Origin of the sequence: Phenylobacterium sp., from assembly GCF_030693625.1 — a bacterium.
Taxonomy (GTDB): domain Bacteria; phylum Pseudomonadota; class Alphaproteobacteria; order Caulobacterales; family Caulobacteraceae; genus Phenylobacterium; species Phenylobacterium ferrooxidans.
In genome coordinates this window covers 1-26809 of the sequence record NZ_JAUYAF010000086.1, presented here as the reverse complement: position 1 = coordinate 26809, position 26809 = coordinate 1, and the positions used below count along the sequence as shown (strand labels likewise).

Genomic DNA, 26809 nt, shown 5'->3' with positions numbered 1-26809 from the left:
GAAACTCGGGCCTAAGTCGCAGAAACGCCCAACGCCGTTCTTCGTTCCATAAATTGGGTCTCGAGCCTGCAACCGCAAGTGGGAACAGATGGACTATGCCGGCGTTGGATCACCAACGAATGACGGCTGCGGTCGTCATCGAAACGCGGTGGGCGGACGAGGAACCCATGACCGGCGATGATGATTGGCGCGACGATGTCGTGCGCATGATCCCGGCGCTCCGGGCCTTTGGATGGTCCCTTTGCCACAACGGGTCAGACGCAGATGATCTGGTGCAGGACACCCTGATCAAGGCCTGGTCCAATCGCGACAAGTTCGAGCCCGGCACCAATCTGAGGGCCTGGCTGTTCACGATCCTGCGCAACACGTACTACACCCAGGTCATCCGCCGTCGGCGGGAGGTGCGCGATGAGCTGGGCGAATATGCCGGGGCCTTGAAAACGCCGCCGACGCAGGACTGGAGCGTGGCCATGCACGCCATGCAGGACGCCTTGCAGCACTTGCCCGCCGAACACCGCGAGGCCCTTATCCTGGTGGGCGCCGCCGGCCTTTCCTACGAAGAGGCCGCCGAGATCTGTGGCTGCGCGGTGGGCACGATCAAGAGCCGGGTGAACCGCGCCCGGGCCCGGCTGCTGAAGATCATGGACGCCGCGGATCCCTCCGACGTCATGGCCCATGAGACCATGGTGGCGGCCAACCGGGCCTAGATCAGCCCACCGTCTTGCGCAGCCACGCCAGCAGGTCGGCCACCACCTCGTCCCGGTTGGTCTCGTTCAGCATCTCGTGGCGCCCGCCCTCATAGACCTTCACCTCCAGGCGGGTGAGGCCTGCCTCGCGGTAGCGGTTCACGAGGGGATGCAGCAGTTCGAGGTCCCGGTTGATGGGGTCCTTGTCCCCTACGAAGATGTAGAGCGGCAGGTCCTTGGGGATCTTGGCGATCTCGGCGGGGTCGCGCAGGCGAGCGCCGACCCGGGCGAAGCTGTCGGCGGCGCTGGGCTGGCGGGAGAAGCCGCACAGCGGGTCGGCGATGTACTTGTCCACCTCGGCATCGTCGCGCGACAGCCAGTCATAGGGCGTGCGCGGTTTGGGGCCGTCAGCGTTCATCTCGTCCAGTTTCTTCGCCGGGCCCGTGCGGTCACCAAAGGCGGCGGTGCCTGACAGCACCATGCCGTCCAGCTTGCCGGCATGGTCGAAGGCGTAGGCCTGGGAGAAGAACGAACCCAGGCTGTGTCCCAGCAGGATCAGCGGCAGGCCGGGATTCTCGGCGCGGGCCAGATCGGTCAGGCGCGCTAGATCCTCCACCACCAGTTCCGCGCCGTTCTCGCCGAAGTCGCCCAGCGCCTCCTTGGAGGGCGCGGTGTAGCCGTGGCCGCGATGATCATCGGCATAGAGGACGAAGCCGTCGGCCATGATCGGGATCAGGGGCTCGGGGTAGCGGCGGGCGTGCTCGCCCATGCCATGGGCGATCTGCAGGACCGCGCGCGGCGCGACCGTCTCGTCGGCCCAGCGAAAGCCGGCGATGGAGGCGCCGTCCGCGCCGTTAAACCGGAACTGCTTTTCGGAATAGCTCATGATCCCCTCCGTACGCTCTGGCGGCGCGATGGGTCCGACATAGCGCGCGGCGGTAGCGATGCACGCGGTTTTTATCGGCCGCGCGGCCAAGCCTCGACAGGGCGGACGGGCGGTGGGACGACTAGGCCATGGCGTTCAAGAGTCTAAGTCCCGTCCTGCTCGCCGGCCTCGGCGCCGCGGCGTTCGTCCTAGCCGGATGCCAGGCCAAGGTGAGCCGCCCCCCCTGCCCGGCGGGTGAGGTCTGCCTGGCCTATGGCAGCAGCCAGGAGCCGGGGTCCCTGGACCCGCAGACCTCAAACCTGGTGGACGAGTTCACCATCATCGCCGACCTGATCTTCGGCCTGACCACCGACTCGCCGGAGGGAACCCCGATCCCGGCCATGGCCACCTCTTGGGAGACCAGCCCCGACGGCCTGACCTGGACCTTCCATCTGCGCGACGCCAAGTGGTCGGACGGAGTCCCGGTCACCGCTGACGACTTCGTCTTCGCCTATCGCCGCATCCTCGATCCGAAGACCGCCTCGATCTACGCCTACCTGATCTACCTGCTGAAGAACGGTCAGGCGGTGAACGAGGGCACGGCGCCGCTGAGCGCTGTCGGCGCGCGGGCCCTCGACGCCCGGACGCTCGAACTGACCCTGGAGCATCCGGCCCCCTACCTACCCGAACTGCTGAAGCACCAGAGCTTCTTCCCCGTGCCCAAGCATGCGGTGGAACAGTGGGGCGACGGCTGGGTGAAGCCCGGCCGGTATGTCAGCAACGGCCCCTACAGGCTGACGCGCTGGGCGCTGGGCGACCACATCGAGGTGGTGAAGAATCCGCACTTCTACGACGCGGCGAACGTCTGCGTGGATCGCATCCACTATTTCCCGACCCCTGACTCCGTGATGGCCGAACGCCGTGTCCAGCGCGGCGAGCTGGATGTGAACACCTCGTTCCAGTCCAACCGCTTCACCCGCCTGAAGGAGACCATGCCCGACTTCGTGCGGGCCAAGAACTCGCTGGCCACCGCCTACCTGTCCTTCAACACCCGCGACATCCCGGCCTTCCGCGATATCCGCGTGCGCCGCGCCCTGTCGCAATCCGTCGACCGGGAGTTCATCACCGGCAAGCTGATGCGGGCCGGGCAGTTGCCCGCCTATGGCTTCGTCCCGCCAGGAACCGCCGGCTACGCCCAAGGGGCCAGAACTGCCTGGGCGGGCAAGCCGCTGGCGGCGCGCCAGGCCGAGGCCAGGCAGTTGCTCAAGGCCGCCGGCCACGGGCCGGACAACCCCCTCAGCTTTGAACTGAAGATCGCCAACAGCCCCGACACCATCCTGCTGGCCAGCGCTGTCCAGGCCGATTGGGCCGCCATCGGGGTGGACGCCCGGATCGTGCAGAACGAGGGTCAGATCGCCTTCGCCGCCTATCGCAACCGCGACTTCGGGATCGGAGCCATGAGCTGGTACGCCGACTTCAACGACCCGGTCACCTTCCTGGGCCTGCTGAAATCCGACACCGGCGGGCAGAACTACGGGGACTACAAGAACCCGACCTATGACGCCCTGTTGGACGCCGCCGACCGCGAGCCGGACGCCGTCAAACGGGCCGACATCCTGCGGCGGGCCGAGCAGGCGGCGCTGAACGACGAAGCCCTGATCCCCATCTACTACGTCGTGAACCGCAACCTGGTGAGCCCGAAGATCACCGGTTGGGTGGACAATGTCGGCAACTTCCACCGGGCGCGCTGGCTGTGCCTCAAGAAGTAGGGCGAGGGGCTTGGCGGTGACGCAGGGATTCGAACCCTGGATACGCTTTCACGTATGACGATTTAGCAAACCGTTGCCTTAAGCCACTCGGCCACGTCACCATCAAGGCCGGGACCGATAGCTGTTTCGAATGCGGCTGGCAATCAAGGTCGAAAGGTTTCGTCCGGGCAGCGCCGAAAGCACGCGGTTCGGGGAACGCGCCACCCCGTTAACCCGACGATCAGACCCCTGCGGCACATTGCAGCTTCCCATCTGTGTGTCCGCGGCGCCTCCTCCCATGTCTTCCGTCGTCCAGTTTCAGCGCAAGGAAAGCCAGACCCCCGGCCCTGAGTCGCCAGCGCGCGAGGCCGAACCCCGGGTGATGGCGTCAGACCTGCCGCACGCCGAGCGCGGTGCGACCGAGGACCGGCGGGGTCCCTTCCGGCCCCAGGCCCTGATCCCCACCCGCGCCCGCCTGCAGGGCCGCGTGGTGGCGCGCATGTTCCAAGCCGGCGACGTCGTCATGCTGGTGGCGACCGGCGTGATCGCCCACGCCATCGGCGCGGTAGGGGTGGCCGGCCTGTCGGCAGCCTGCGCCGGCGCGCTCACCGTCCTGCTCAGCCTGTCGATCTTCCGCGCCTATGGCTTTAACAGCCGCGAAGAACTTGCCTTCCACCTGACCCGCGTGACCGGGGCCTTCGCGGTGGGCGCGGGGGCCGCCTTCGCCCTGCTGCTGCCCTTCGTGCCCATGGCGGCGCTGGGCCACGCCATGGCCATTTGGGCCCCTGCGGCCTTCGCGGCGACCTATGCGCTGCACATCGTCTGGTGGCTCTGCGTGCGCCGTTGGCGGGCCAGCGGCCGCCTGACCCCCAACATCGTCGTGGTGGGCGCCACGGGCGCCGCCGAGCGCCTGATCGTCGCCACCCTGTTGAGCCGCGAGGCCAATATCCTCGGCGTCTTCGACGACCGCGCCGCCCGCAGCCCCGCAGGCATCCGAGGCGTGCCGGTGCTGGGTGACACCAACGCCCTGCTGGCCCACCGGATCATGCCCTATGTGGACCGGATCGTGATCACGGTGCCGTCCCAGGCCCGCGCGCGCGTCGGCCAGATGATCGAGCGCCTGGGCGTCCTGCCCAACGAGGTGAGCCTGCTGCTGGACGGCGAGGACGCCGCCCACGAAGCGGCCGCCATCAGCCGGATCGCCGATGTGCCGCTGGCCCACATCTCCGGCGCGCCGATGGACGAGCGCCGGGCGATCGTCAAGCGCGCCCAGGACCTGCTGATCGGTCTGGCGGCCCTGACCGTCGCCGCCCCCGTCATGCTGCTGGTGGCCATGGCCATCAAGCTGGATAGCCCCGGCCCGGCCCTGTTCCGCCAGCGCCGCCACGGCTTCAACAACGAGGAGATCGTGGTCTGGAAGTTCCGCTCCATGCGGGTCCAGGCCGCGCCCCAGACCAAGGTCCGCCAGACCCAGGCCGACGACGACCGCGTCACCCGGGTGGGCCGCTTTATCCGCAAGACCTCGCTGGACGAGCTGCCGCAGATCTTCAACGTGCTGACCGGGGAAATGTCTCTGGTGGGCCCGCGTCCCCACCCGGTGGGCATGATGACCGGCGACATCGAATCCGCGCGCCTGGTGGCCGAGTACGCCCACCGCCACCGCATGAAGCCCGGCATGACCGGCTGGGCGGCCATCCATGGCTCGCGCGGTCCGGTGGACACCCCCGAGCTGGTCAAGCGCCGGGTGGCCCTGGATGTGGAATACATCGAGCGCCAGTCTCTCCTGCTCGACCTCTACATCATCGTCATGACCCTCCCCTGCCTGCTGGGCGATCGCGAAAACATCCGCTGAGGCCAACGGGCTTAACCGTTTGAAACCGCCTGGTCGGGCACACTGGGCCAATCGGTCGAAGAGGTTGTGGCGATGTTCTGGCGCGGGGTGATCGGCTACCTGCCCGTCAATGTGGTGCAAGGCGTGGTCGGCCTGCTGACCATCGTGGCCTTCACCCGCCTGCTGAGCCCGGCCCAGTTCGGCGACTACGCCCTGGGCCTCTCCGTCATGGCCCTGGTTCACACCGCGGTCTTCACCTGGAACGAAGCGGCCATGGCCCGCTTCTGGGCTGGGGAATCCGTGCGCGATGGCGGGGCGGACCATACGGCCACCGTCTATCGCGCCTGGCTCCTGCTGCTGGCGGCTCTGCCCGTGGCCGCTCTCATCGCCCTTGCCCTGCCGATGACCCCGGGCCTGAAGCTGGCGGTGCTGGCGGGCCTGGCCACCGTGGCGCCGCGCACCTTCGTCAAGATCGCCCAGGAGCGCCGCCGCGCCGCTGGAGAGGTGAAGGGCGCCGCCCTGCTGGACATGGGCCAGACCCTTGGCGGCTTCCTGCTGGGGGCGGCCTTCGCCCTCGCGGGCCTGGGGGGCGCCGCGCCCCTGGTCGGGATGGCCCTGGCGTCCCTCGCCTGCCTGCCATTCATTGTCGCCAGCGAACACCGCCAGCAGGCGGGCGGACGCGTGGAGCGCCAGCGCATCGGCGGTTACGCCGCCTATGGCGTGCCGGTCGCCCTCTCGCTGATCCTGGCCCTGGTATTGTCGTCCACCGACCGATTCCTGCTGTCGGCCTTCCTCGATGAGAGCGCGGTGGGCGTCTACCACGCCGGCTACAGCCTCGCGAACCGCAGCCTGGACGTCGTCTTCATCTGGCTGGGGGCGGCGGGAGGGCCCGCCCTGATCATGGCCCTGGAGCGCGGGGGTCGCCCTGCCCTAGCCGAGGCGGCCCGCGAGCAGGCCCAGTTCATGCTGTTGCTCACCGTGCCCGCGGCCACGGGCCTGGCCCTGGTGGCCCAGCCCCTGGCCCAGCTGATGATCGGCGAGGACCTCGCCCTCGGCGCAGGGCGCGTCACCCCCTGGATCGCCTTCTCCGGCCTGCTGGCGGGCCTGACCACCTACTACTTCCACCAGGCCTTCACCCTAGGCCGCAAGACCGGCTTCCTGCTGGTCGCGATGGCGGTTCCGGCGGCGGCCAATGTCCTGCTCAACCTGATCCTTATCCCGCGCTTTGGCCTCGATGGGGCCCTGTGGTCAACTCCGGCGAGCTATGGCCTGGGTCTGCTGGCCTCCGCCCTGCTGGGCCGTCGGAGCGTCAACCTGCCGATCCCCTGGCTGACCCTGCTTCAGGCCGTCGCCGCCAGCGCGCTCATGGCCTTGGCCGTCAGCCGGATCCCTGCTTATGGCGGGCTGCTGGAACTGTCCCTGAAGGCCGCCGCCGGCGCCGCGGTCTATGTCGCGGTGATCGCCCTGATCGACGCCGGCGCCCTGCGCAGCCGCGGCCGTGACGCCCTTCGCACCTTCCGCGCCCGGAGCGCCGCATGACCGAAGCTCTGTTCGACAACCCCCTCTGGTTGAAGGGCCGTCCAGCCCTCTCCATCCTGACCCCCTTCAAGGGCGATGATCCGACGCCCCTGCTGGCGGCCCTGGCCCGGGAGTCGGCGAACGCCGAACTGGTGATCCTCGACGACGGCAGCAATGACCCTGAGCTGGCGGCGCGGGTGGAGACCGCCGTCGCCGCCCTTCCCTTCCCGGCCCGCTTCATCCGGTTGGCGAAGAACGAAGGCCGCTCCAAGGGTCGCAACCGCCTGGTGTCCCACGCCCGCGCCAGCCACTACCTGTTCCTGGACAGCGACATGCTGCCCGACACCCCGACCTTTATCGCCACCTGGCTTAGCCTCATCGCCGCCGAGAACCCGGCGGTCGCCTTCGGGGGCTTCTCCCTGGATCAGGCGCCGCCGCGTCCCGACCACGCGTTGCACCGGGCCATGGCCGGTCAGTCCGACTGCCAGCCGGCCGCCCAGCGGGCCCTGATGCCCGAGAAGATCTTCACCTCCAACCTGCTGGTCCGGGCCGATGTGTTCGCCGGCGAGTCCTTTGACGAGGGCTTCGCCGGCTGGGGCTGGGAGGATGTGGAGTGGGGGATGCGGGTCGCCGGCCGCTGGCCGATCCTGCACGTGGAGAACACCGCCACCCACCTGGGCCTCGACACCGCCAGCACGCTCGCCGACAAGTACGAGCAGTCGGCCGGCAATTTCGCCCGGGTCGTGGCCAGCCATCACGCGGCCATCAGCCGCTATCCCAGCTACAAGGTGGCCAGGGTTCTCAAGCGCGCCCCGCTGCGCAAGATCTGGCGGCCGATGCTGAAGGCCTACGCCCTCACCGAGGCCGCGCCCATCCGATCGCGGGCCTTCGCCATGCGGCTCTACCGTGCGGCCCTCTACGCCGAGGCCGTCTGATGGGAAGCTATGCCGAGGCCTACTCCGCCGACAGGTCGCTGAAGGGCAAGCTTCGCCGGCGGCTTATGCGGCTGATCAACACGCGCCCCCTGGCGACAGCGCCCGCCAAGCCGATGGTGTCCTTCACCTTCGACGACGCCCCGCTGACCTCGGCGGTGGCGGGCGCCGCCCTGCTGGAGACACGCGGGCTGGCCGGCACCTATTATGTGTCGGCGGGACTGGCTGGGACCCAGGCTCCCATGGGGGAATGCGCGGATCCGGTGGACTATCAACGCCTGGCCAGGGCGGGCCACGAGATCGCCTGCCACACCTATTCCCACCTCGATTGCGGCAAGGCCTCGGGGACGGCGGCCCTGGCCGACGTGGCCCGCAACGCCGAGGCCGTGGCCAGCTGGAACGTGAGCGAGATGGTGAGTTTCGCCTATCCCTACGGCGACGTCGCGGGAGGGGCGAAAGGCGCCCTGGCCAAGCGGTTCTCCACCCTGCGCGCCCTGCATCATGGGCTGGTCGAAAAGGGAACAGACCTCAACCAGCTGCCCGCCGTGGGGATCGAAGGGCCCGGGGGCGAGACGGTGGCCAGGAAGTGGCTGGCCCAGGCCAAGGCCAGGACCGCCTGGCTCATCCTCTATACCCACGACGTCCGGCCCGACCCCTCCCCCTGGGGCTGCACGCCCGAGGTCCTCGCGCGGCTGCTGGATCAGGCGGTCGCCGACGGCTTCGACGTGGTGACGGTCCGCGAGGGCGCCCGGCGTCTCGGGATCTAGGTCCTGACCTCGCGGTCGGGCCAGCAGAGTTTCACCGCCAAGGCCACGAAGATCACCCAGCGGAAGTCGTTGTAGAGCACCGCGACACTCTCGGTCAGCGACGTCACGCCGTAGACGATGAGGAACGGCAGGGCGAGATAGGCGCCCTTGTCCCGGAACACCGCCACCACCGCCAGCACGAAGGTCTGCAGGAAGCAGAGGGCCCAGGCCGCAAGACCGAAGACGCCGATGCTCAGCCACTGCTCGATCCAGCTGTTGTGGGAATGGTGCGGTTTCCAGCCGGCCTCCTTGACGATCTTTGGCAGCGGCCCCCAGCGGCTGGTGTCATCCCAGACCGCGCCGTAGCCATAGCCGGTCCAAGGGCGCTTCTCGATCTGGTGGATGGCGGCGGCCCATACCTCGGTCCGGCCGGTGAGGGTTGCGTCCTTGCCCAGGGCCTTGAACAGGACGTCGGAGGCGAAGATGGCCACGGACATAACCATCACCAGGGCCAGGACGGCCAGCCACGAGGTGGCCACCCCGATCGCCGGGCCGCGGCGCACGAGGGCCACGAACATCAACCCCGCGACGGCCATCATCACCGACACCAGCGAGGTCTTGGAGGTGGACATGACCACCAGCAAAACCGCCAGGGCGGCGAAGGGCCACCAGATCCTGGCCCGGTCCGGGTTGAGCATGGCCGCGGCCGCCAGGACGGCGAAGCCCAGGGTCATGATACCGCCGAGCGCGTTCTTGTCCGCCCACAGTCCGCGCCAGGCCCCCGGAAACAGTTCGTGCATCACCCCGATGGAGGGGACCGCCAGGGCCATCAGGAAGGCCGCGACGGTCAGGATCGCGAAGGCGGTGGCGAACACCTCGGCCAGTTCCGACCAGCGGAATCGCGACGCCATCACGACGCCGGCCAGGGTCGTGGCGTAGACGGCCACCACCCGACGCACCGTCAGGTCCGGGGCCGTGGACCACAAGACCGACAATCCGACGACCACCATCAACATGATCAGGAAGGGGGTTCGAATCACCGCGCTCACGGCGCTGAGCGGCGTGAGGGCCAGCAGGACCAAGGCCGCCCCATAGGCCGGCAGATAGGCCAGTCGGATCAGGCTGTCGAAGGTCTTGGAGCCCGCGTCGCCGCGCAGGGGAAAGACCCAGCCCTCGCTAAAAATTAGCATGATGAAGACGCAGGCGGCGAAGATCGCCAGCCGCCACAGGTCCACCTGCGGTCTCCCGCTGACCTCGGCGCCGGGCCAGGTCGCCTGGGTCACGGCAGGATGGCCTTCAGGAAGCCCGGCTGGGTCACCGTGACGCGGTTGAAGAAGATGCCCGCCACCGTGCCCCCGGCCGCGGCGATCGCGTCGCGAAGCTGGGCCGGGGCGCGGACATCGGCCTCGTCAGCGGCGACGACCAGGACCGTCTGGTCCATGAAGGGGGCGACGGTCAGCGCCGCCTGGGACCGCTCCGGGGAAGGGCAGTCGACAATGATCACGTCGGCATAGCGGCGCAGCGCGGTCCAGTAGTCGCCGGTGGGCAGGATGTGGACACCCTGACGGCCCTTGAGCCCCTCGCGGCGGAACCGGGTCACCCACCACCGGGCGGACCCGACCCGGTGGGCCGACAGATAGCGCGCGTCAGGCCAGGGCTGGCCGTCGGGCCCGTGGGCCGCCGGCTGCACGGTAAAGAAGATGGAGCCGTCCGGACTGGCGGCGGCGGGCTCGCCCAGGGCGCCGTAGCGCTCAGCCTCGTCGCGGACAGCCAGGTATTGCGGCGAGGCCAGAAGGTCGAGGTCCACCAGCCACACCGACCGGCCGGCGCGCTTGGCGGCGAACCAGGCAAGTTCGCGCGCCACCGTGGACGTACCCTCCCCGCGGCGCGCGGCCACGACCTGGATCACCCGCGCGCGGCCTGCGGCCGGCGCGCCCAGTGACGCCCACAGGTCGGCCATCTCGGCGTTCAGGTCCACCATCCCTCGAATCGATACACGCGTAAGGCTTCCAAACTACCGCAGTTCAAGGCGAACGGACGGTGTCCGTTCCGTAACGCTCCTAGTGAGCCTTCATCGGCGCGGTGGCGAGCACCGGCAGGTCGAGGGTCCGGGAGGCCGATTGGGCGGTGGGCAGGCCCGGCCGCAGGAGCATCCGAAGCAGCCCGGCGCAGAGCGCGGTGAAGGCGGCGAACAGGAAGGCCAGGACGATCACCGGCTTCTTCAGGCTCTTGCCCTTGGTTGGCGCCACGGCGCGACTGACGATGCGGATATTGTCGTTGGTGGTCGAGGCGATCTCGCTGGCCGCGCGGCTCTGTTCTTCCTTGACGGTGAAGTCGCGGACATTGGCCTGCAGGACATCGCGATCCAGGGACAGAGCCTGGAACTTCGGTTCCAACTCGGCCAGGCGCAGACGACGCTCGGTGAGCTGGTTGACCTGCCCGGCCAGCGCGGCCTGGGACTGCCTCAGGGCCGCCACCTCGGCGGTGAGCTGTATCTTCTCGGTCTGGATGGTCTGGTAGACCGGATTGATGCCGATCCGCCTGGCGCCGTCCGCCTGGGTGCGGCCGGCTGCGATACCGGCCTCCAGCTGGGCGATCTGGGCGTCGAGCTCCTGTACGGGCCGCGCGTCGTTCTTGTAGCGCGACAGCAGGTCTTCGCGCTGCAGCTTCAGCGTCACCAGCTTGTCGCCCACCGCGCTGGAGACGTCGCGATAGAGGCCCACCTCCTGTGACAGCTGGCCGAGCTGGGAATCCAGCATGGCGAGGCGCCCCATGCGGTCCTGCAACTGGGCGTCGGTCTGGTACTTCTGCTGCTCGATCTGCTGCTGGAGCTGGCCGAGGGAGGCCTTCTCGGCCACGAAGTCGCCGATGCGGTTGTTGTTCAGGAAGGCCTCATAGGCCGTATCGGCCTGGATCAGGCGCTGCTGGAAAGCCTCCCTCTGCCGCGCCAGGGCCGGCGAGGTAGGGTCGATGAGCACCGAGCGGCGGTAGATCAGGTACTCCTCGAGGAGCGTATTGAGCACCAGCGCGGCGGTGTCGGGATTCTCATGGGTGAAGCTGACCCGGATGATCGGAGTGTCCGGCGCCGTCTCGATCTTGGTGTCGGTGTCCAGGGCGCGCAGGGCCGAGCCCATGATCATCTTCTTCTCGAAGGCGGTGGCCGCGGCGTACTTGACCGCCATCTTAGGATAGATGCGCGCCAGGCCGAGCCTGTCGATCAACCGCTGCTTGAGGGCCGCTGACCCGAGGATTTCGGTTTCAGACTGGATCAGGGCGTCGGCCTCGGGCACCGCGCCGCGGGCTGCGTCGCCCGACAAGGGCTCGTAGACATATTCCTGACCCAGACGGACCAGCACGCTGGCGTTGGCCGGATAGCTGGTTTTCATCGTGAAGGCGGCCGCCGCCCCCAGGACAAAGATGATCGCGAACACGGCGAGCATCAGATAGCGTTCCCGCCACAGTAGGGGGCCGAAGTCGGAGACGGCATAGCGCGGCCGCCCGGCCCAGTCGGTCCGGATCGGCTGATCGTGCGGTCTGATTGTCCAAGCCCCTGGCGCGGCCATGCGATTCCGACTGTTCTAGCCCTACGGAGGGACCGTGGCGGGGGACGATTAACGTTCCATTACCCATTGTCGTTAAGGTTTGCGGTCATGCGTCCCAGCCCGAAATTCGCCCTCCTCCTGATGGCCTGCGCGAGCCTCGCGCTCAGCGCTTGCAGCGCCCGGCTCCCGCGCATGGACCTGCTCGGACGGATCGACGAGCCAGAGAGCCGCGAGGCGCGCCGGGATCGGGAGGCGCGGGAGGACGGCGGCGGCTTCAACAACATTCCCTATGCGACCTGGAGCGACTACGAGCCGCCCTATCGTTTCTATCCGGGCGACGAGATCGAGGTCGCCCTTCCCTCCGCCCCGGAGTTGAACAAGACCGTTACGGTGCAGCCCGACGGGCGCATCTCCTTGCCCCTGATCCCCGCGGTCATGGCCGCGGACCGGACCGTGCCTGAACTGCAAGGGTCACTGTCACAGGCCTATGCCAGCCTGCTGCTGCGGCCGGCGGTGGACGTGACCCCCAAGGCCGCGCCCCTGAAGGTGTTCGTCGGCGGCGAGGTGGGCAATCCGGGGATCTTCGACATGGCGGGCGACGCCGACGCCCTGCGCGCGGTGATCCAGGCCGGCGACTTCAAGGTGACGGCGGCTCGGGACGACGTGATCATCCTGCGGCGCGGACCCGACGGGCGGGGCATGATGCGGACGGTCAAGCTGGGCAAGGGCCTTCGAAATCCGAACGCGGACCTGGCGCCCCTGCGCCGGTTCGACATCGTCTACGTGCCGCGCAGCGGCGTGGCCAACGCCGCCCTGTTCGTTCAGCAGTACTTCCGCGACCTGTCGCCGATCCAGTTCGGATTCAGCTACGCGCTCGGCGCGCAGGCGGCCGGCCAATAGTCACGGTCAACGACGCCGGCGGGCGCCGGCGTCGAACGGCTCTCAGGGCGTCTAGCCGTGGGCCAGCCACTCACGCGCCTGACGCTGGGCTTCGGCGACCTCGTCGGAGGCCATCTCCTGGCTCAGTTCCTTGCGGTAGATCTTGGCTTCCATCGACCCGCGCATGGCCGCCAGGTTGAACAGCATGTGGGCCGAGACATAGTCCAGCGGCGCACCGCCCTGACCGGTCGAGTACAACAGGCCCATGCGGAACAGTTCGTCCCCGGAGGCTTCGGCGGTCGGCAGCGGCAGGCCGCCTTCCGGTTCCACGCTCGTAAGCATGACTAAATTCCCTCTCCTGACCGGCCATCCCCCGTTCTGAGGGCGTGTCTCCGATCTTCACGGCACCAGAGAAGTCGATAGCGACTAAACATATGGTTAAACTGAAAGACTGCGTTGTTCGGCCGCACATCAACGCAGCATTCGCAGGCGTTACTCGCGAGGAAACCTCCACTGTTCGCTGTATACCCAAATTGGGCGCCTTCGCCGCCGGTTACCGCCGGGCGCGAGCCTTCATCGCCCTCCGCGCGAAGTGAGCTTACAGCCGCGCTTAGATTGCGTAGCCCTGTGGAACACATCCCTTGGCTGCGCGCCCGGGGCGGTTCGACCGGGAGAGATCGGCGTGAAGCGTTTTGGTTTGAGCATGACCGCCCTGGCGGCGATTTCCGGTGGCCTGGCGATGTCCGCCGCAGCCCAGGCCCAGTCCTGGGATTCCCGCTCCAGTTCGAGCTATTCCCGTCAGAGCCGCGAGGAATACTGCGATTGCTATGACTACGGCGCGCGCCGCGACAACTACCCGCACGACGAGCGCAGCCACGGATATCATGGCGGGCATCAGGACAACCGCCAAGGTTACGCTCCGCCACCGCCTGTGGGCGGCGCTTACTACGCCCCCGCCGGCGGCGGACAGAACAACATGGGCTACTTCGAGCAGTACGAGCCGGGCCGCAGCACCTTCCGGCCCGGCCTGATCCTGCCGCCCTACTTCCGCGGCTACATGGTCACCGACAACCGACTGGCCCGCAAGCGGGGCTATGCCTGGTACCGGGTCGGCAACGAATACATCCTGGCCAGCACCTCCTCCGGCGAGGTCCTGCGGATCGTCACCTTCCCCTGAACCGTGGCCCGCGCGCGGGCGTTCCTCGCAGGTCGCGTTCAGCCCCGGTTCAGGCGGATCCCGACATGGTAAATATCGAGGGATGTTCGCCCGTATGGGCGTGGTGAAGGAGACGTCGACGTGAAGCGTCTGATCTTGAGCCTGGCCGCCGTCGCGGCCGTTGCGGGCCCCATGGCCGCCACCGCCACATCGGCCCAGGCGCAGGGCTACTACCGCGACCATCGTGACCGCAGAGACTATCGCGGTCCTGACCGCTACGACCGCCGCGACTGGGATCGTGGCCGTCACAACGGCTACTATTATGGCGACCGCTGGAACTACGGTCCGCCGCCCCAGGCCTATTACGGCAACCCCTACTACCGCCCGGGCTATAGCCAGTGGCGGCGTGGGGCGCCGCTGCCGGCCTACTACCGCGGCTATCCGATGTACGACTACGGCCGCCATCGCCTGCGCCAGCCGCCGCGCGGCTACGCCTGGTACCGCGCCGGCAATGACTATGTGCTGGCGGCCATCGCCACCGGCATCATCTTCGAGATCATCAACAACAATTAGACCGGCCTCGGCCTGGCCTCAGAAGGCCCCGGAGCTCAGGCTCCGGGGCCTTTCTCATGCGCCGGCGCTATTCGAGGCCGAGCTTCGCCTTCAGCAGTTGGTTGACCGTGCCCGGATTGGCCTTGCCACCGGTGGCCTTCATCACCTGGCCCACGAACCAGCCAACGGCCTGGGGCTTTTCGACCACCGCGGCCGCCTGGCCCGGATTGGCGGCGATTAGGTCTTCGATGATCTTCTCCAGGGCGCCGGTGTCGGAGACCTGCTGCAGGCCTTGCTTCTCGACGATGGCGCGCGCGCCGCCCTCGCCAGCCCACATACGGTCGAAGACGTCCTTGGCGATCTTGGAGGAGATGACCCCCTCCTCGATCAGGGCCACCAGCTCGGCGATGTCTGCGGGCTTCAGCGGGCTGTCCTCGATGTCCTGACCAGACCCGGTCAGCCGGGCGGCCAGCTCGTTGGTCACCCAGTTGGAGGTCAGCTTGGCGTCGCGGCCCTTGGCGGCCTCCTCGAAGAAGTCAGCCCGCGCCTGCTCGGTGATCAGCACGCCGGCGTCATAGGCCGAAAGGCCGTACTGGCTTTGCAGGCGCGCCTTCTTGGCGTCCGGCAGTTCCGGCAGGGAGTCCTCGATCCGCTTGACCCAGGCCGGGTCGAGAACCAGGGGAAGGAGATCGGGGTCGGGGAAGTAGCGATAGTCGTGCGCCTCTTCCTTCGAACGCATCGAGCGGGTCTCGATCTTGCTGGGATCAAACAGCCGGGTCTCCTGGACCACCTTGCCGCCATCCTCGATGATTTCGATCTGGCGGCGGGCCTCGTACTCGATAGCCTGCTGGATGTAGCGATAGGAATTGACGTTCTTGATTTCGCAGCGCGTGCCCAGGTGGCTGAAGTCGCCGGTCTCGCGGAACTTCTCGTAGGCGCCGGGGCGGCAGACCGAGACGTTGACGTCGGCGCGCAGGTTGCCCTTCTCCATGTCGCCGTCGCAGGTGCCGAGATAGACCAGGATGGTGCGGACCTTCTTCACATAGGCCGCGGCCTCGGCCGACGAGCGCATGTCGGGCTTGGAGACGATCTCCATCAGGGCGGTGCCGGCGCGGTTCAGGTCGACATAGGTGGCGTTCGGGTCCTGGTCGTGCAGCGACTTGCCCGCGTCCTGCTCGAGGTGCAGGCGCTCGATGCGCACCGTGAAGGTGGAGCCGTCGTCGTGCTCGACGATGACCTCGCCCTCCCCCACGACGGGGTCCTTGAACTGGCTGATCTGATAGCCTTGCGGCAGGTCGGGATAGAAGTAGTTCTTGCGGTCGAAGCTGGAGCGCAGATTGATCTGGGCCTTCAGGCCAAGGCCGGTCTTCACCGCCTGCTCGACGCAGAAGCGGTTGATCACCGGCAGCATGCCCGGCATGGCGGCGTCCACCAGGCTCACCTGCTCGTTGGGGCCGGCGCCGAAGCCGACCGCCGCGCCGGAGAACAGCTTGGCCTTGGAGGCCACCTGGGCGTGGATCTCCAGCCCGAGAACCATTTCCCACGAGCCTGTGCGGCCTACGATCAGCTTGGAGGTGTCAGTCATGACGCTTTCCTAAACCGGGCGACGCGCCAGCGAAAGCACCTTGCGCGGGCGGCGATTTTGCAGCTTTGCTGACAGCGTAAAAACACCCCCTCGGGGAAGGGAACCCACCATGAAGAAGACCCTCGCCGCCGGCCTCGTCGGCCTGTCGCTTTCGTTCGGCCTGATGGCCGCCGCTCCGGCCATGGCGCAAGCCGCCGCCGCGCTTTCCACCGACTCCACGCCGATCGAAACCCTGGTGGCCAACCCGGCCGCCAAGGCGGTGCTGGAAAAGAACATCCCGGGCATCAGCACCCATGAAGCCTATGAGCAGTTCAAGGCCATGACGCTGACCCAGGTCGCGCCGATGAGCCAGGGCGCCGTGACCGACGAGATCATCAAGAAGGTTCAGGCCGACCTGGACGCTCTGCCGAAGTAGGCAGGTTTCTGAACTAGATCAGGGGCCCCCGCCGGCGACGGCGGGGGCCTTTTTTGTCACCACCAGCGGGTGGGCTTGGCGCGGAAATCTGCAGCCTTTTCAAGGGCTCCGCCGAGGGAGAACAGGGTTCCCTCGTCCAGCGCCTTGCCGATCAGCTGGAGGCCCAGGGGCAGGCCCTTGTGGTCGAGGCCGGCCGGGATGCTCATGCCGGGCAGGCCCGCCAGGTTCACTGTCACCGTGAAGATGTCGTTGAGGTACATGGCGACGGGATCGTCGGCGTTCTCGCCAAGCGCGAAGGCGGCGGACGGCGCGGTTGGCGTCAGCAGGGCGTCGACCTTCTGGAAGGCCTGGTCGAAGTCGTCGGCGATGCGGCGCCGCACCTTGAGCGCCTTGACGTAATAGGCGTCGTAATAGCCGGCCGAGAGCACATAGGTGCCGATCATGATGCGGCGCTTGACCTCGGTCCCGAAGCCCGCGGCGCGGGTCTTTTCATAGGTCTCGGTGAGGTTGGCGCCATCGACCCGCAGGCCGTAGCGCATGCCGTCATAGCGGGCGAGGTTCGAGGACGCCTCGGCGGGCGCCACGATGTAATAGGCCGGCAGGGCGTATTTGGTGTGCGGCAAGGAGACCTCGACGATCTCGCAGCCGGCGTCCTTCAGCCAGGCGATGCCCTGTTCCCAGAGCTTTTCGATTTCGGCGGGCATGCCGTCGACCCGGTATTCCTTGGGGATACCGATCCGCAGCCCCTTCACCGACTTGCCGACAAAGCTCGGGAAATCAGGGACTTCGATGTCCAGGCTGGTCGAGTCCTTGGCGTCGTGGCCGGACATGGACTTCAGCAGGATGGCGGCGTCTTCCACCGTCTTGGCGATGGGGCCGGCCTGGTCCAGGGACGAGGCGAAGGCCACCACGCCCCAGCGCGAACAGCGGCCATAGGTCGGCTTGATCCCCACCGTGCCGGTGAAGGCGGCGGGCTGGCGGATACTGCCACCGGTGTCAGTGGCCGTGGCCCCCAGGCAGAGGTCGGCGGCGACGGCCGTGGCCGATCCGCCCGACGAGCCGCCGGGGGTCAGCTTGGCGTTGGATCCCTCGGCGCGCCAGGGATTGACCACCGGCCCGAAGGCGCTGGTTTCATTGGAGGAGCCCATGGCGAACTCATCCAGGTTGAGCTTGCCCAGCATCACCGCCCCATCCCGCCACAACTGGCTGGTGATGGTGGATTCGTAGGTGGGGATGAAGTTGCCCAGGATGTTGGAGCAAGCCGTGGTGCGCACGCCCTCCGTGCAGAACAGGTCCTTGATACCGAGCGGCGCGCCGTCCAGGGCGCCGGCCTCCCCCTTGGCCCGGCGGGCGTCGGAGGCGGCGGCCATGTCGAGGGCCTTCTCGGGCGCCTCGAGGATGTAGGCGTTCAGCGGCCTGGCGGCGGCCACGGCGTCGACGTGGGCCTGGGTCAGTTCGACCGAGGAGAAGGACTTGTCGGCGAGGCCCGCGAGCGCGGCCTTCAGCGTCAGGGAGGTCAGGTTGGACATGATCTTACTCGACCACCTTGGGGACGACGAAGAAGCCGCCCACGGTCCTGGGGGCGTTGGAGAGCACCCGGGCGGAGTCGCCGCCGTCGCTGACCACGTCGTCGCGCATCGGCGCGGCCACGGCCACGGCCGAGGTCATCGGCTCCACGCCGTCGGTGTCGACCTCGGCCAGCTGTTCGATCCAGGCCAGGATGCCGCTGAGCTCCTTGGCCAGCGGTTCGATGCGGTCTTCGGGCTCGGCGATGCGGGCCAGTCTGGCGACCTTTCGGACGGTCGCCGCGTCGATGGCCATGGGGGCCTCCTGATTGTTCGACGCAGGGGTTAGCCGTGCGGCCCCGCCTTTGACAAGCGATCCCTGTGCGGAAGTCGCCTCAGGCGGCCTGGGCCGCGGCCTCGGAGGCGCCGTCGAGGGCGGCCTCGATGGCGGCGAACAGCTTTTCGGCCTCGATGGGCTTGGCCACGACGCCGCTCATGCCGACGGCGAGATACTCGGCCACCTGCTCGGCCATGACGTTGGCGGTGACCGCGACGATCGGGGTGGGGGCGACGCCGCGCTCGGCCTCGCCCTGGCGGATGGCCCGGGTGGCCTCGACTCCGCCCATCTCGGGCATCTGGATATCCATCAGCACCAGGTCGAAACCGCCGGCCGCGAACAGCTCGGCGGCCTCGCGCCCGTTCTCGGCGATGGTGAGATCGACGCCGAAGGGCTCCAGCAGGGAGGTCAGGATCAGCTGGTTGGTCTTGTTGTCCTCGGCCGCCAGGACGCGCAGCGGCGGGGCGTCGGCGTCGGGCTCCAGGTCGGCGGCGGCCTCGCGAGCGGACGTGGCGGCGGCCCGCTTCTCCAGCGGAACCTCCAGGGTGAAGACAGAGCCCCTGCCCTCCTGGCTGGCGGCGGTGATCCGCCCCCCCATCAAGGCGGCCATCTCGCGGGCGACGGAAAGACCCAGGCCGGCGCCGCCGGTGGCCCGCGTGGCCGAGGCGTCCACCTGGCTGAAGGCCTCGAAGACCTCCTCGATCCACTTGGCCGGGATGCCGACACCGGTGTCAGCGACCCGGAACCGGACGGTCGTCTCCGCGTGGTCCACGGCGACGGTGACCCCGCCGGCCGGGGTGAACTTCACGGCGTTGGAGACCAGGTTGGCCAGCACCTGGGCCAGACGCCCGGCGTCGCCGCGCCAGCGGCCCTGGCTCTCGGCGGCCACGGCGATGTCGAAGCTGAGCCCCTTGGCCGCCGCCGCCGCGCTCTCGGCCTTGCAGGCCTTGCGAACCACGGCGGCGAGATCGAAGTCGGCGACCTCCAGGGCGGCCTTGTCGGGCTTGGAGATCTCCAGAACGCTGTTGAGGATCTTCAGCAGGGCCTCGCCGGACTCGCGGATCACCGTCAGGCGCTGGGCGTGGGCGGCGTCGGCGGGCTCGCGCGCCATGATCTGCGCCATGCCCAGGATGCCGTTCAGGGGGGTGCGGATCTCGTGGCTTATGTTGGAGAGGAATTCGCTCTTGGCGCGGTTGGCGGCCTGCGCCCTCTCGGTCGAGACCTTCAAGGCGCGTTCGCGTTCGCGGATTCCCTGGGCCATGGCGTTGAAGCTGCGCTCCAGGGAGCCGATCTCGTCGGTTCCGGCGGCCTCGACCTGAACGTCCTGCCCGCGCTCCAGCCGTTCGGCGGCGTCGCGCAGGGCCAGCAGGGGCCGGGTGACGTTGCGGGCCAGGGCCCAGCTGCCGGCGGCGATCACGCCGACCCCCAGCAAGGCCAACAGCAGCATGGCGCCCAGCAGCCAGTTGTAGGGCTCCAGCGCGCGGGCCAGCGGATAGCGTAGCAGCAGGACCACCCGGTCCTGGGCGATGGCGGTCAGGGGCTTGATCACCGCCACGGCTGGGCCGATGCGGGTGACAGCGGCCTGGCGCTCGGATTTCGGCGCGTCGAGGAAGGCGCCCACCGCCTCCAGCTCGGCGGTGGAAACCGCCCAGGTGTTGGCCTTCCAGCCGCCGTCGACGCCGCGCACCAGGACCACCGGCTGCAGGGGGATGGCGGAGAGCTGCTCCAGGGCCTTCATCTCGGCCTGGTCCAGGCGGACGGCGAACACCACCCAGCCGCTGAGCATGGGGGTCAGGATGGGGGCGGAGACCGCCTCATAGGGGACGCCAGCCATGACGAAGACCCCCGAGGCGGTGTCCCGGGCGGCGATGGCTTGCAGCACGGCTTCCCTGGGACGGGCCCGCGACGTGCTGGAGGCGGTGAGCACCCGGCCATCCAGTCCCACGACGAAGGCCGCGTCGATGCCCAGCCGGGTGCGCAGGTTGTCCAGGGCCGACTGGATGGTGGCCGCGTCCTGGGTGGCCACGGCGGCGCGGAAGCCGAAGTCGCGGGCCAGGACATTGGCGCCGCTCTCCAGCTCGCGGGAGCGCAGGGCCCAGATGCGGTCGAAGACCAGGCCGCTGACCGCCAGCTCGTCGCGGACGATGCGCTCGGCGTTGCGGGCGACGGCGGCGTAGACCGCCGAGAGGATGACGAAGAGGATGGCGACGAACAGCCCGGCATAGAGCACGGTCAGCTTGGTGCGCAGGCGGGTGAACCGGGGCGCGCGCAGGCTGGCGCCGCGCTGGAGCATCCCGGCCAGGTTCGGAAGCTTCGGCATTCCCGTCGGTCATCCCCGGAGGTGGCCGACGCCACCTGAAGTGGAGCGATGACTAGCCGAGAGGTTCTAAGGTCGGGTGAACACTGTTCGAACAGGGTGCGGCAGGACGTCGCGGTGGGGGTGGGTGGGGGCGATGGCGCGAACGGGAACACTGAGCGAGACGGGCAGTCAGCCGAGACCGAGGCCCACTCAAGGGCTGAGTTGGGCTCATCTCGCCCGTTCCGAATGTCTGCTCCCCGGGACCGGATGCCAACGTCCGCTTGTTGACCCGGACGCCAACGGGCAGAATGGACCCATAGCCGAACTTGAGAATGGCTACCGCCGCATGGGCGAGCGCGTTCGCGCGCAGCATATATCGGCATTCGAGACGCTCGGTTGAACTCCATCATGGGGAGAGCTTTATACGGAGATTGTTGCCCCACTCGTCCGCCTACTGGCGGGTCCCGACGTCGGGATCGCCGTTGAGCTGTTCCTTAGCCGCAAGCTTGTTGGCCTTACCAAGGCAGTCGACCTAAGGAACGTTCGGCCTCGTGCATCTTACGTCTATTGGAGGGCATTGTGGCGCCAGCTGAGCGATGAGTGAGAACCGCAGCAGGATCGTGGCTTGGGTGGGGACGCATGTAATGCCCTCCGAGCCTGGTGCTCGAGCCTGGCTCCGACGTTCCTTTGTCTCTCAAGAAGATATCGACGACCTTATCCAGGAAGCTTACTGCAAGCTGTCGGCCTTAGAATCCGTGGATCACATCTTAAATCCCGGCGCCTAATTCTTCCAGACGGTCCGAATGCTGCTCGCGGCGCAAATCCGCCGCTCTCGCATCGTACGGATCGAGACAGTTGCAGAGATTGACGTGCTGTCCGTCTATTCGGAAGAGCCGTCGCCGGAGCGGATCACCGCGGCCCGGCGCGAGCTGGCGAAGGTCCAACGACTGATCGAAAATTTGCCCGACCGGTGCCGACGTATATTCGAGCTTCGGAAGATCCATGGCGTCCCGCAGCGCGAGATCGCGCGGATGTTGGGAGTAACGGAAGCGACGGTGGAGAACGAGGGGGTGAAAGGCATGCGCCTCATCATGAAGGCGCTGAGGGAGGACGAAGGCCCGGCTGTCGGGCGGAGGAAAGTGAGTGATGAACCGGCGCGAAACCGCAGACGAGATTGAGGAGGAAGCCGCCCGTTGGGTGTGGCGCCTTGATCGTGAGGAGCGCACGCCGGCGATAGAGGCGGCGCTCGCGGAATGGCTCTCCGGCGACACTCGTCGGCAGGGCGCGCTCCTGCTTGCAGAAGCAAGTTGGGCGATGCTCGACCGTGGCAGCCAAATGGCTGGCGACCTGCCTCTGGAACATATTCAGAGGCGTGGAGTTGCACGGCGCTCTCTAGTGGCTGGAGGGGGCGCGGCGCTTGCTGCGTGCCTCGCAGGCGCTGGCTATGTCGCATTGCCGCGTGAACAGTATCGGACGGCGGTCGGCGAGATTCGGCGTATTCCGCTGAAGGACGGCTCAACGGCCGCCATCAACACCCAGAGCTCGGTCGAGGTCGACCTCAAGCCGAACGTCCGACTTGTGAAACTGGCTCGGGGTGAAGCCTGGTTTCAGGTGGCCAAGAACCCGGAGCGCCCCTTCCTGGTAGAGGCCGGCGCGGTACGCGTTCAGGCGGTCGGGACCGCATTTGCGGTAAAACGCCGTGAAGATGGCGCTGAGATCCTTGTCAGCGAGGGGGTGGTCGAGACCTGGGTCAAAGGCGCTGAGGGCCACCGCGTCAGGCTCTCTGCCGGCCAGTCCGTTTTCGTCGCTGAAAACGCGGCGATCGCCGAGCGTGTTGCAGGCCCCTCGGAGATTGATCGGCAGCTTGCCTGGCGGTCTGGCAAGATTGACTTGGCTGGCGAGACGCTCGCCGAAGCTGCTGCCGAGTTCAACCGCTACAACGTACGGAAATTGGTCATCGCGAATCGCGCGCTGGCAAACCAACGCTTCTATGGACTCTTCAGGACTGACGATCCGCTTGGGTTTGCGATTGCCGTACGACATAGCCTGGGAGCACAGGTAGGTATCGACGAGCCTGGGCAGATCATCATCGGATCAACTCCAGGATAAAACTGTCGCCGGCGCAAAAGGAAACTGCCCTGCCAACCATCTATTGAATGAAGCGCCGGTGAGCGCTCAATAGATACCTAGGGGGCGACGATGGGTGGTGGAGTTTCGTATTTTCGCGGCGGGTTGATGGCCTCGGTCGCGATGGTTGCTTTCGCTAGCGCAGACGCCGCTTGGGCTCAGACAAAGTCGTTCGACGTTCCGGCGCAACCCGCAGCCACAGGCGTAGCTGCCTTCGCGCGTCAGGCCGATGTCCAGCTTTTGATTTCCGCTGCCGACGCGCAAGGCCGACGGACCAACGATGTCCGCGGCGCGTTCTCGGTGACTGAGGCCCTTCGGCTCTTGCTCTCTGGTACTGGGCTCACCGCGCAACCGACTGGATCGCAAACCTGGACGCTTGTTCGAGCCTCTGCACCGGGCGCTCAACTCGTGAATGCCGCTTATGTCCAAAGCGACGCGCCAATCTCCAGCACTTCGAAACCCACCGAGGTGGAGGAAGTCGTCGTAACCGGTTCGCAGATCGCGGGCGCCAAGATTACAGGTGCGCTGCCGGTCGCTATCCTGGATCAGGACAAGATACTCGCGACGGGCGCCGTGTCCGCCGACGAATTGTTCCGGGCGATGCCAGAAGCCGGGGATATCAGCTTTACACCCCAGTTCGGCGGCGCGGGCAGCCAGAATTTGGCGCGTGGCGACGTTTCAACCGTGAGCCTTCGCGGATTGCCCCAAGGCAATACCCTTCTCTTGATCAACGGACGGCGTACGGTCGTCCATCCGACTTCGCAGACGGACCTCTCGACACCAGTCTTCGGTTACAACGTCAACACGGTGCCGGTGCCTGGTCTCGCCAGGGTCGAGGTGCTCAAGGACGGCGCCTCGGCGATTTACGGGTCGGACGCAGTCGCGGGCGTCGTAAACAATATCCTGCGGCGGGACGTCACCGGGCTCGAGATGGGCATCCAGTACGGCTATGCGCCGGGCGCCGACCTCAAAGAGTGGACTGGAGATATTTCCTTCGGGACGAACTTCGCCGGCGACCGCGGAAACCTCTCCGTGTTTCTGAGCGGCGCCACGCGCACTGCGGTCAACGCTGACGCTCAGAGCTTCACGCGCACGGGCGACTTCCGCCCACTAGTCGCCGGCACTGCGTGGGCATCGACGGCGGCATTTGACATACGCTCCAACGCCACCGCTTGGGGATCCTTCTCCGTGCTGGGCGGCCCGGGAACCATTACCAGCAATGGCGTCAGTGTGACCGACGCTTCGGGGGCTTTCCTGGTCCAGCCGCCCGCGTTCGCGGGCTGCCTGCAGACGGGCGGCCCGGTGTGCCTCGGTCCCGGAGCGATCACTTCGCCGCAGTTCTCTCAGCTGCGGCTCGACTCGCCGATGTCGTTTAAGGATCTCACGATCCTTCCCAGCGTTGATCGCATCAATGCGTTCGCCTACCTCAATTTTGACCTGACAGAGAACGTCACGGCTTTCTCTGAACTTGGCTACTACGCAGCCTCAACCCATTCGAGGATCACGCCCCCGGCGCCGTTGAGTTCAGCGCCGATGACCATCGCGGCGAACGCCTTTTGGAATCCGTTCGGGCCCATCAGTTCTCCCAACCGGCTGCCGGGCCTCAACACACCCGCGGCTGGCCTGCCAATTCGCATGACGACCTACGCCCTGATCGACACAGGGCCACGCAAGGTCGACGTCGATAACGACCAACTTCGCTTTCTAGTCGGCCTTCGGGGGCGCACATCGGGCTGGAAATGGGAGAGCGCGGCGCTCTACACGGAAGCCAGCGTCACGGATATTTCGGACGCGGTCAGCAACACACTTTTCCAGCAGGCGCTGAACCGGACTGACGCGACAGCCTACAATCCGTTCAACGGCGGCAATCCGACCAATCTTTCAATCGGTGACGGCACGCCAAATGCTCGTTCGACGCTCGACACTTTCCTGGTCAAATCGAAGCGTAAGAACACGACGACGCTAGCACTGATTGATTTTAATGTTTCGCGGCCTGACCTTCTGACGATTTGGTCGGGAGATGTTGGAGTCGCCGCAGGCGTAGAATACCGACGCGATACTTATGAAGATGATCGCGACCCCCGGCAAGATGGTGCAATTACCTATCGGGACAGTGTAACCGGAATTCTTTACGGCAGCGACCTGATGCTCGCCAGCCCCTCGCCAGACGTAAAGGGTAGCCGGGAGGTAGCCTCAGCCTTCGTTGAGTTCGCTCTGCCGATTATCTCGCCTGACTGGAACATCCCGCTCATGCGAAGCGTCAATCTGCAGTTTGCGGGTCGGTTTGAGAACTACAGCGACGTCGGGTCCGTTGCGAAGCCAAAGATTGCGGGCTCGTGGGATGTCTTCGACGGCCTAAGGCTACGCGGGTCCTGGTCGCAGGGATTCAAGGCGCCAAACCTTGAGGTGCTGAACACGGCGGTTCTTGAGCGTTCCAACAGTCGTAGAGACTTCATCCAGTGCGAAGCGGACCTGCGGGCAGGGCGGATCGCCAATTTCGCCCAGTGCACACGCGCTTACTTCGTGACCGGGCTTGTCCAGGGGAACCGCGACCTAAAGCCGGAGGAGTCCGAGAGCTATTCCTATGGTCTTGTGTTCTCGCCGCGGTTCCTGCCGGAGGAGCTGGGAGAGATCACCTTCACGGTCGATAAATGGAACATCCAGCAGGAAGGCATCGTCGGTACGCTCACTGAGGACGTGGCGATCAACCTCGACTATCTCGCCCGTCTGGGGGGCGGGTCGAACCCGTTGGTCACCCGGGCGGCGCCGACCGCACAGCAAGTCAGTAACTTCGCAGGCACTGGCCTGACGCCGGTCGGGGACGTGACGTCCGTCGATTCGCGCTTCCAGAACTTGCTCCCTCTTGAGGTCGGCGGCATCGACTATACCGCAACCTATCGCAAAGCTTTCAGCGGGGGCGTGCTTTCGGTCACCGCAAACGCCTCCAATCTCCGAAAGTATTTTCAGGCTCCATCGGATGATCAACAGCGCCTAGTTGAGGCCAAGGCTGCTGGAGTCATCAATAGTGGAGTGCCTGTTGCAAACGCCTTAGACTTGGTAGCGAAAGATGGTCGTCCCGAGTGGAAATATTCAATTTCGGCGACATTGGATCGCGGGAATTGGGCGTTTGGCTGGTTCACTCAGTACACGGGAGAGACCTACCAACCCTCGGTTCTCAGCGCTCAAGGTGCTCCATTCCGCGTCGATAATCACTACGTAAGCAATGTCTACTTGCAATACCGCTTCCCGGGCGCTGGCCTTGAGGCGAACACAACGGTGAGGCTCGGGGTCCGCAACGTCTTCGACAAGGACCCCCCATTCTCCGCCCCTCCCTTTGTTTCCCCAGGGGCCTTCGTTGGGTCGCTGTACAATCCGGTCCCTCGCTACTGGTCGGTGCACATCAGCAAGGGGTTTTGACGAGGAGGGGGCGTGCGTGAGGCGGCGCCCCCGTTCCTTGTCGTTGGCGGGTTTTGAATGACGTTACTTCGACCGCCGCTCCTGTTCGCTTTTGAGGCCGCAGATGAGCCCGGGGCGGCCCCTTCTGGCGGACCGCAAGCGACCCTCACCTGCCACGATGGCGCTGAGCGCGATGGAATTTCTGGAGGACCAGCGTGACACGGAGATTAATCGAGAATGGGACCCTGCCAGCCCTTTGGGATCGAAGGACGGTCGCCTCCGGTCTGCTAGGCGTAGCATCGGCTTCGTGGAGCGGTGTCGCGCATGCACAGTCCGATGCGCCAGGACCCATCGTCGAAACTCAGGGGGGACGACTGCAAGGTCAGATCGACCAGGGCGTGGCGACGTTCAAGGGCGTGCCCTATGGAGCCTCGACCGCCAACGGCGGGCGCTTCCGTCCGCCTCGTCCAGCTCCGCCTTGGCGCGGTGTGCGCAGCGCCTTCGCTTTCGGCCCGGCCGCCTCCCAGAACGGGCCGCCCAGCTTGGCAGCTAGAGCATTCTGCGACCTGATTGAATCGTTGGGGATTCCCAGGGACCGCGGATTCTGATTCAAGCTCTGTGCTGGTGACGGAGGCTGGCACCTATGAGCAAGGCGCTGTCAGTTGATCTTCGTGAGCGTGTGATCGGCGC

23 protein-coding genes and 1 tRNA gene are annotated in these 26809 nt (G+C 66.8%); 14 read left to right on the top strand and 10 right to left on the bottom strand.

Translation table 11 applies throughout. The features are described 5' to 3' along the window. Positions 1 to 167 precede the first annotated feature (167 nt). On the top strand, positions 168 to 707 hold the full coding sequence (locus Q8N10_RS20065; RefSeq protein WP_304774342.1) for a sigma-70 family RNA polymerase sigma factor: 540 nt from the start codon (positions 168 to 170) through the stop codon (positions 705 to 707). A 1-nt stretch (position 708) separates the two neighbouring features. Here Q8N10_RS20065 and Q8N10_RS20060 read toward each other — a convergent pair whose 3' ends face one another. Next, on the bottom strand, positions 709 to 1572 hold the full coding sequence (locus tag Q8N10_RS20060) for an alpha/beta fold hydrolase (protein WP_304774340.1): 864 nt from the start codon (positions 1570 to 1572) through the stop codon (positions 709 to 711). 128 nt (positions 1573 to 1700) lie between these two features. On the opposite strand from Q8N10_RS20060, the gene Q8N10_RS20055 reads away from it, so the two are divergent. After that, positions 1701 to 3320, top strand: a complete 1620-nt coding sequence (locus tag Q8N10_RS20055) for a peptide ABC transporter substrate-binding protein (RefSeq protein ID WP_304774338.1) — start codon at positions 1701 to 1703, stop codon at positions 3318 to 3320. 11 nt (positions 3321 to 3331) lie between these two features. Here the strand turns inward: Q8N10_RS20055 and Q8N10_RS20050 are convergent. Further along, a tRNA-Ser gene (locus Q8N10_RS20050) sits at positions 3332 to 3421 on the bottom strand. Positions 3422 to 3597: 176 nt separating this feature from the next. Between Q8N10_RS20050 and Q8N10_RS20045 the strand changes: the two genes are divergently transcribed. The 4 genes from Q8N10_RS20045 (at position 3598) to Q8N10_RS20030 (ending at position 8347) form a co-directional block, all read left to right on the top strand. Beyond that, positions 3598 to 5151, top strand: coding sequence for an exopolysaccharide biosynthesis polyprenyl glycosylphosphotransferase (locus Q8N10_RS20045; protein ID WP_304774336.1), 1554 nt, complete (start codon positions 3598 to 3600; stop codon positions 5149 to 5151). Positions 5152 to 5223: 72 nt separating this feature from the next. After that, complete coding sequence (locus tag Q8N10_RS20040) at positions 5224 to 6669, top strand: lipopolysaccharide biosynthesis protein (RefSeq protein WP_304774334.1); 1446 nt, start codon at positions 5224 to 5226, stop codon at positions 6667 to 6669. After that, positions 6666 to 7583: a glycosyltransferase family 2 protein gene (locus Q8N10_RS20035; RefSeq protein WP_304774332.1), complete on the top strand. Its 918-nt coding sequence runs from the start codon at positions 6666 to 6668 to the stop codon at positions 7581 to 7583. The genes Q8N10_RS20040 and Q8N10_RS20035 overlap by 4 nt, the downstream gene beginning before the upstream one ends. Beyond that, positions 7583 to 8347, top strand: coding sequence for a polysaccharide deacetylase family protein (locus tag Q8N10_RS20030; protein WP_304774330.1), 765 nt, complete (start codon positions 7583 to 7585; stop codon positions 8345 to 8347). Before Q8N10_RS20035 ends, Q8N10_RS20030 begins: the two co-directional genes overlap by 1 nt. On the opposite strand, the gene Q8N10_RS20025 is transcribed toward Q8N10_RS20030, so the two are convergent. The 3 genes from Q8N10_RS20025 to Q8N10_RS20015 form a co-directional block, all read right to left on the bottom strand. Next, positions 8344 to 9609: an O-antigen ligase gene (locus tag Q8N10_RS20025; protein ID WP_304774328.1), complete on the bottom strand. Its 1266-nt coding sequence runs from the start codon at positions 9607 to 9609 to the stop codon at positions 8344 to 8346. The two genes, Q8N10_RS20030 and Q8N10_RS20025, sit on opposite strands and share 4 nt — an antisense overlap. Continuing rightward, the gene (locus Q8N10_RS20020; RefSeq protein WP_304774327.1) at positions 9606 to 10307 is read right to left on the bottom strand and encodes a sugar kinase; all 702 of its coding nucleotides are present in this window, start codon (positions 10305 to 10307) and stop codon (positions 9606 to 9608) included. The genes Q8N10_RS20025 and Q8N10_RS20020 overlap by 4 nt, the downstream gene beginning before the upstream one ends. A gap of 79 nt (positions 10308 to 10386) precedes the next feature. Further along, complete coding sequence (locus Q8N10_RS20015; RefSeq protein ID WP_304774325.1) at positions 10387 to 11766, bottom strand: lipopolysaccharide biosynthesis protein; 1380 nt, start codon at positions 11764 to 11766, stop codon at positions 10387 to 10389. A gap of 294 nt (positions 11767 to 12060) precedes the next feature. Between Q8N10_RS20015 and Q8N10_RS20010 the strand changes: the two genes are divergently transcribed. Further along, positions 12061 to 12768 (top strand): polysaccharide biosynthesis/export family protein, encoded by a 708-nt coding sequence (locus Q8N10_RS20010; RefSeq protein ID WP_304774323.1) that lies wholly within the window; start codon positions 12061 to 12063, stop codon positions 12766 to 12768. A 51-nt stretch (positions 12769 to 12819) separates the two neighbouring features. On the opposite strand, the gene Q8N10_RS20005 is transcribed toward Q8N10_RS20010, so the two are convergent. Next, the gene (locus Q8N10_RS20005) at positions 12820 to 13089 is read right to left on the bottom strand and encodes a sel1 repeat family protein (RefSeq protein ID WP_304774321.1); all 270 of its coding nucleotides are present in this window, start codon (positions 13087 to 13089) and stop codon (positions 12820 to 12822) included. 340 nt (positions 13090 to 13429) lie between these two features. Between Q8N10_RS20005 and Q8N10_RS20000 the strand changes: the two genes are divergently transcribed. Then, positions 13430 to 13924: a hypothetical protein gene (locus Q8N10_RS20000; RefSeq protein ID WP_304774319.1), complete on the top strand. Its 495-nt coding sequence runs from the start codon at positions 13430 to 13432 to the stop codon at positions 13922 to 13924. 120 nt (positions 13925 to 14044) lie between these two features. Beyond that, entirely contained in the window at positions 14045 to 14476 is a 432-nt protein-coding gene (locus Q8N10_RS19995; protein ID WP_304774317.1) for an RcnB family protein, read from the top strand. A gap of 67 nt (positions 14477 to 14543) precedes the next feature. Here the strand turns inward: Q8N10_RS19995 and gatB are convergent, their stop codons facing one another. After that, a complete protein-coding gene (gene gatB / locus Q8N10_RS19990; RefSeq protein ID WP_304774315.1) occupies positions 14544 to 16040 on the bottom strand; it encodes an Asp-tRNA(Asn)/Glu-tRNA(Gln) amidotransferase subunit GatB in 1497 nt (498 codons plus the stop codon). A gap of 109 nt (positions 16041 to 16149) precedes the next feature. Here gatB and Q8N10_RS19985 point away from each other — a divergent pair, with 109 nt between their 5' ends. Next, positions 16150 to 16455: a hypothetical protein gene (locus Q8N10_RS19985; RefSeq protein WP_304774313.1), complete on the top strand. Its 306-nt coding sequence runs from the start codon at positions 16150 to 16152 to the stop codon at positions 16453 to 16455. A 56-nt stretch (positions 16456 to 16511) separates the two neighbouring features. Here the strand turns inward: Q8N10_RS19985 and gatA are convergent, their stop codons facing one another. From gatA to Q8N10_RS19970, 3 genes are all read right to left on the bottom strand, one after another. Further along, positions 16512 to 17984: an Asp-tRNA(Asn)/Glu-tRNA(Gln) amidotransferase subunit GatA gene (gene gatA, locus Q8N10_RS19980; RefSeq protein ID WP_304774311.1), complete on the bottom strand. Its 1473-nt coding sequence runs from the start codon at positions 17982 to 17984 to the stop codon at positions 16512 to 16514. 4 nt (positions 17985 to 17988) lie between these two features. Continuing rightward, complete coding sequence (gene gatC, locus Q8N10_RS19975) at positions 17989 to 18276, bottom strand: Asp-tRNA(Asn)/Glu-tRNA(Gln) amidotransferase subunit GatC (protein ID WP_304774309.1); 288 nt, start codon at positions 18274 to 18276, stop codon at positions 17989 to 17991. A 79-nt stretch (positions 18277 to 18355) separates the two neighbouring features. Beyond that, on the bottom strand, positions 18356 to 20617 hold the full coding sequence (locus Q8N10_RS19970) for an ATP-binding protein (protein WP_304774308.1): 2262 nt from the start codon (positions 20615 to 20617) through the stop codon (positions 18356 to 18358). Between the two features lie 782 nt (positions 20618 to 21399). Between Q8N10_RS19970 and Q8N10_RS19965 the strand changes: the two genes are divergently transcribed. The 4 genes from Q8N10_RS19965 (at position 21400) to Q8N10_RS21110 (ending at position 26727) form a co-directional block, all read left to right on the top strand. Further along, positions 21400 to 21774 carry an RNA polymerase sigma factor gene (locus tag Q8N10_RS19965; RefSeq protein WP_304774307.1) on the top strand — a complete coding sequence of 125 codons (375 nt, stop codon included), beginning with the start codon at positions 21400 to 21402 and terminating at the stop codon, positions 21772 to 21774. After that, complete coding sequence (locus tag Q8N10_RS19960; protein WP_304774305.1) at positions 21743 to 22705, top strand: FecR family protein; 963 nt, start codon at positions 21743 to 21745, stop codon at positions 22703 to 22705. The genes Q8N10_RS19965 and Q8N10_RS19960 overlap by 32 nt, the downstream gene beginning before the upstream one ends. Positions 22706 to 22831: 126 nt before the next feature. Next, on the top strand, positions 22832 to 26140 hold the full coding sequence (locus Q8N10_RS19955) for a TonB-dependent receptor (protein ID WP_304774303.1): 3309 nt from the start codon (positions 22832 to 22834) through the stop codon (positions 26138 to 26140). A 194-nt stretch (positions 26141 to 26334) separates the two neighbouring features. Then, positions 26335 to 26727, top strand: coding sequence for a carboxylesterase family protein (locus Q8N10_RS21110; protein WP_370690151.1), 393 nt, complete (start codon positions 26335 to 26337; stop codon positions 26725 to 26727). Positions 26728 to 26809 lie beyond the last annotated feature (82 nt).

What these genes read in the sequence shown, in the direction of transcription:
- Q8N10_RS20065 (WP_304774342.1), top strand. Translation starts at nt 168, where the DNA reads ATGACCGGCGATGATGATTGGCGCGACGATGTCGTGCGCATGATCCCG.
- Q8N10_RS19985 (WP_304774313.1), top strand. Translation starts at nt 16,150, where the DNA reads ATGAAGAAGACCCTCGCCGCCGGCCTCGTCGGCCTGTCGCTTTCGTTC.
- Q8N10_RS19970 (WP_304774308.1), bottom strand. Translation starts at nt 20,617, where the DNA reads ATGCCGAAGCTTCCGAACCTGGCCGGGATGCTCCAGCGCGGCGCCAGC.
- Q8N10_RS20040 (WP_304774334.1), top strand. Translation starts at nt 5,224, where the DNA reads ATGTTCTGGCGCGGGGTGATCGGCTACCTGCCCGTCAATGTGGTGCAA.
- gatC (WP_304774309.1), bottom strand. Translation starts at nt 18,276, where the DNA reads ATGGCCATCGACGCGGCGACCGTCCGAAAGGTCGCCAGACTGGCCCGC.
- Q8N10_RS20035 (WP_304774332.1), top strand. Translation starts at nt 6,666, where the DNA reads ATGACCGAAGCTCTGTTCGACAACCCCCTCTGGTTGAAGGGCCGTCCA.
- Q8N10_RS20005 (WP_304774321.1), bottom strand. Translation starts at nt 13,089, where the DNA reads ATGCTTACGAGCGTGGAACCGGAAGGCGGCCTGCCGCTGCCGACCGCC.
- Q8N10_RS19965 (WP_304774307.1), top strand. Translation starts at nt 21,400, where the DNA reads ATGCTGCTCGCGGCGCAAATCCGCCGCTCTCGCATCGTACGGATCGAG.
- Q8N10_RS20045 (WP_304774336.1), top strand. Translation starts at nt 3,598, where the DNA reads ATGTCTTCCGTCGTCCAGTTTCAGCGCAAGGAAAGCCAGACCCCCGGC.
- Q8N10_RS19955 (WP_304774303.1), top strand. Translation starts at nt 22,832, where the DNA reads ATGGCCTCGGTCGCGATGGTTGCTTTCGCTAGCGCAGACGCCGCTTGG.
- Q8N10_RS20055 (WP_304774338.1), top strand. Translation starts at nt 1,701, where the DNA reads ATGGCGTTCAAGAGTCTAAGTCCCGTCCTGCTCGCCGGCCTCGGCGCC.
- Q8N10_RS20030 (WP_304774330.1), top strand. Translation starts at nt 7,583, where the DNA reads ATGGGAAGCTATGCCGAGGCCTACTCCGCCGACAGGTCGCTGAAGGGC.
- Q8N10_RS20060 (WP_304774340.1), bottom strand. Translation starts at nt 1,572, where the DNA reads ATGAGCTATTCCGAAAAGCAGTTCCGGTTTAACGGCGCGGACGGCGCC.
- gatB (WP_304774315.1), bottom strand. Translation starts at nt 16,040, where the DNA reads ATGACTGACACCTCCAAGCTGATCGTAGGCCGCACAGGCTCGTGGGAA.
- Q8N10_RS20010 (WP_304774323.1), top strand. Translation starts at nt 12,061, where the DNA reads ATGGACCTGCTCGGACGGATCGACGAGCCAGAGAGCCGCGAGGCGCGC.
- gatA (WP_304774311.1), bottom strand. Translation starts at nt 17,984, where the DNA reads ATGTCCAACCTGACCTCCCTGACGCTGAAGGCCGCGCTCGCGGGCCTC.
- Q8N10_RS19960 (WP_304774305.1), top strand. Translation starts at nt 21,743, where the DNA reads ATGAACCGGCGCGAAACCGCAGACGAGATTGAGGAGGAAGCCGCCCGT.
- Q8N10_RS20015 (WP_304774325.1), bottom strand. Translation starts at nt 11,766, where the DNA reads ATGCTCGCCGTGTTCGCGATCATCTTTGTCCTGGGGGCGGCGGCCGCC.
- Q8N10_RS20020 (WP_304774327.1), bottom strand. Translation starts at nt 10,307, where the DNA reads ATGGTGGACCTGAACGCCGAGATGGCCGACCTGTGGGCGTCACTGGGC.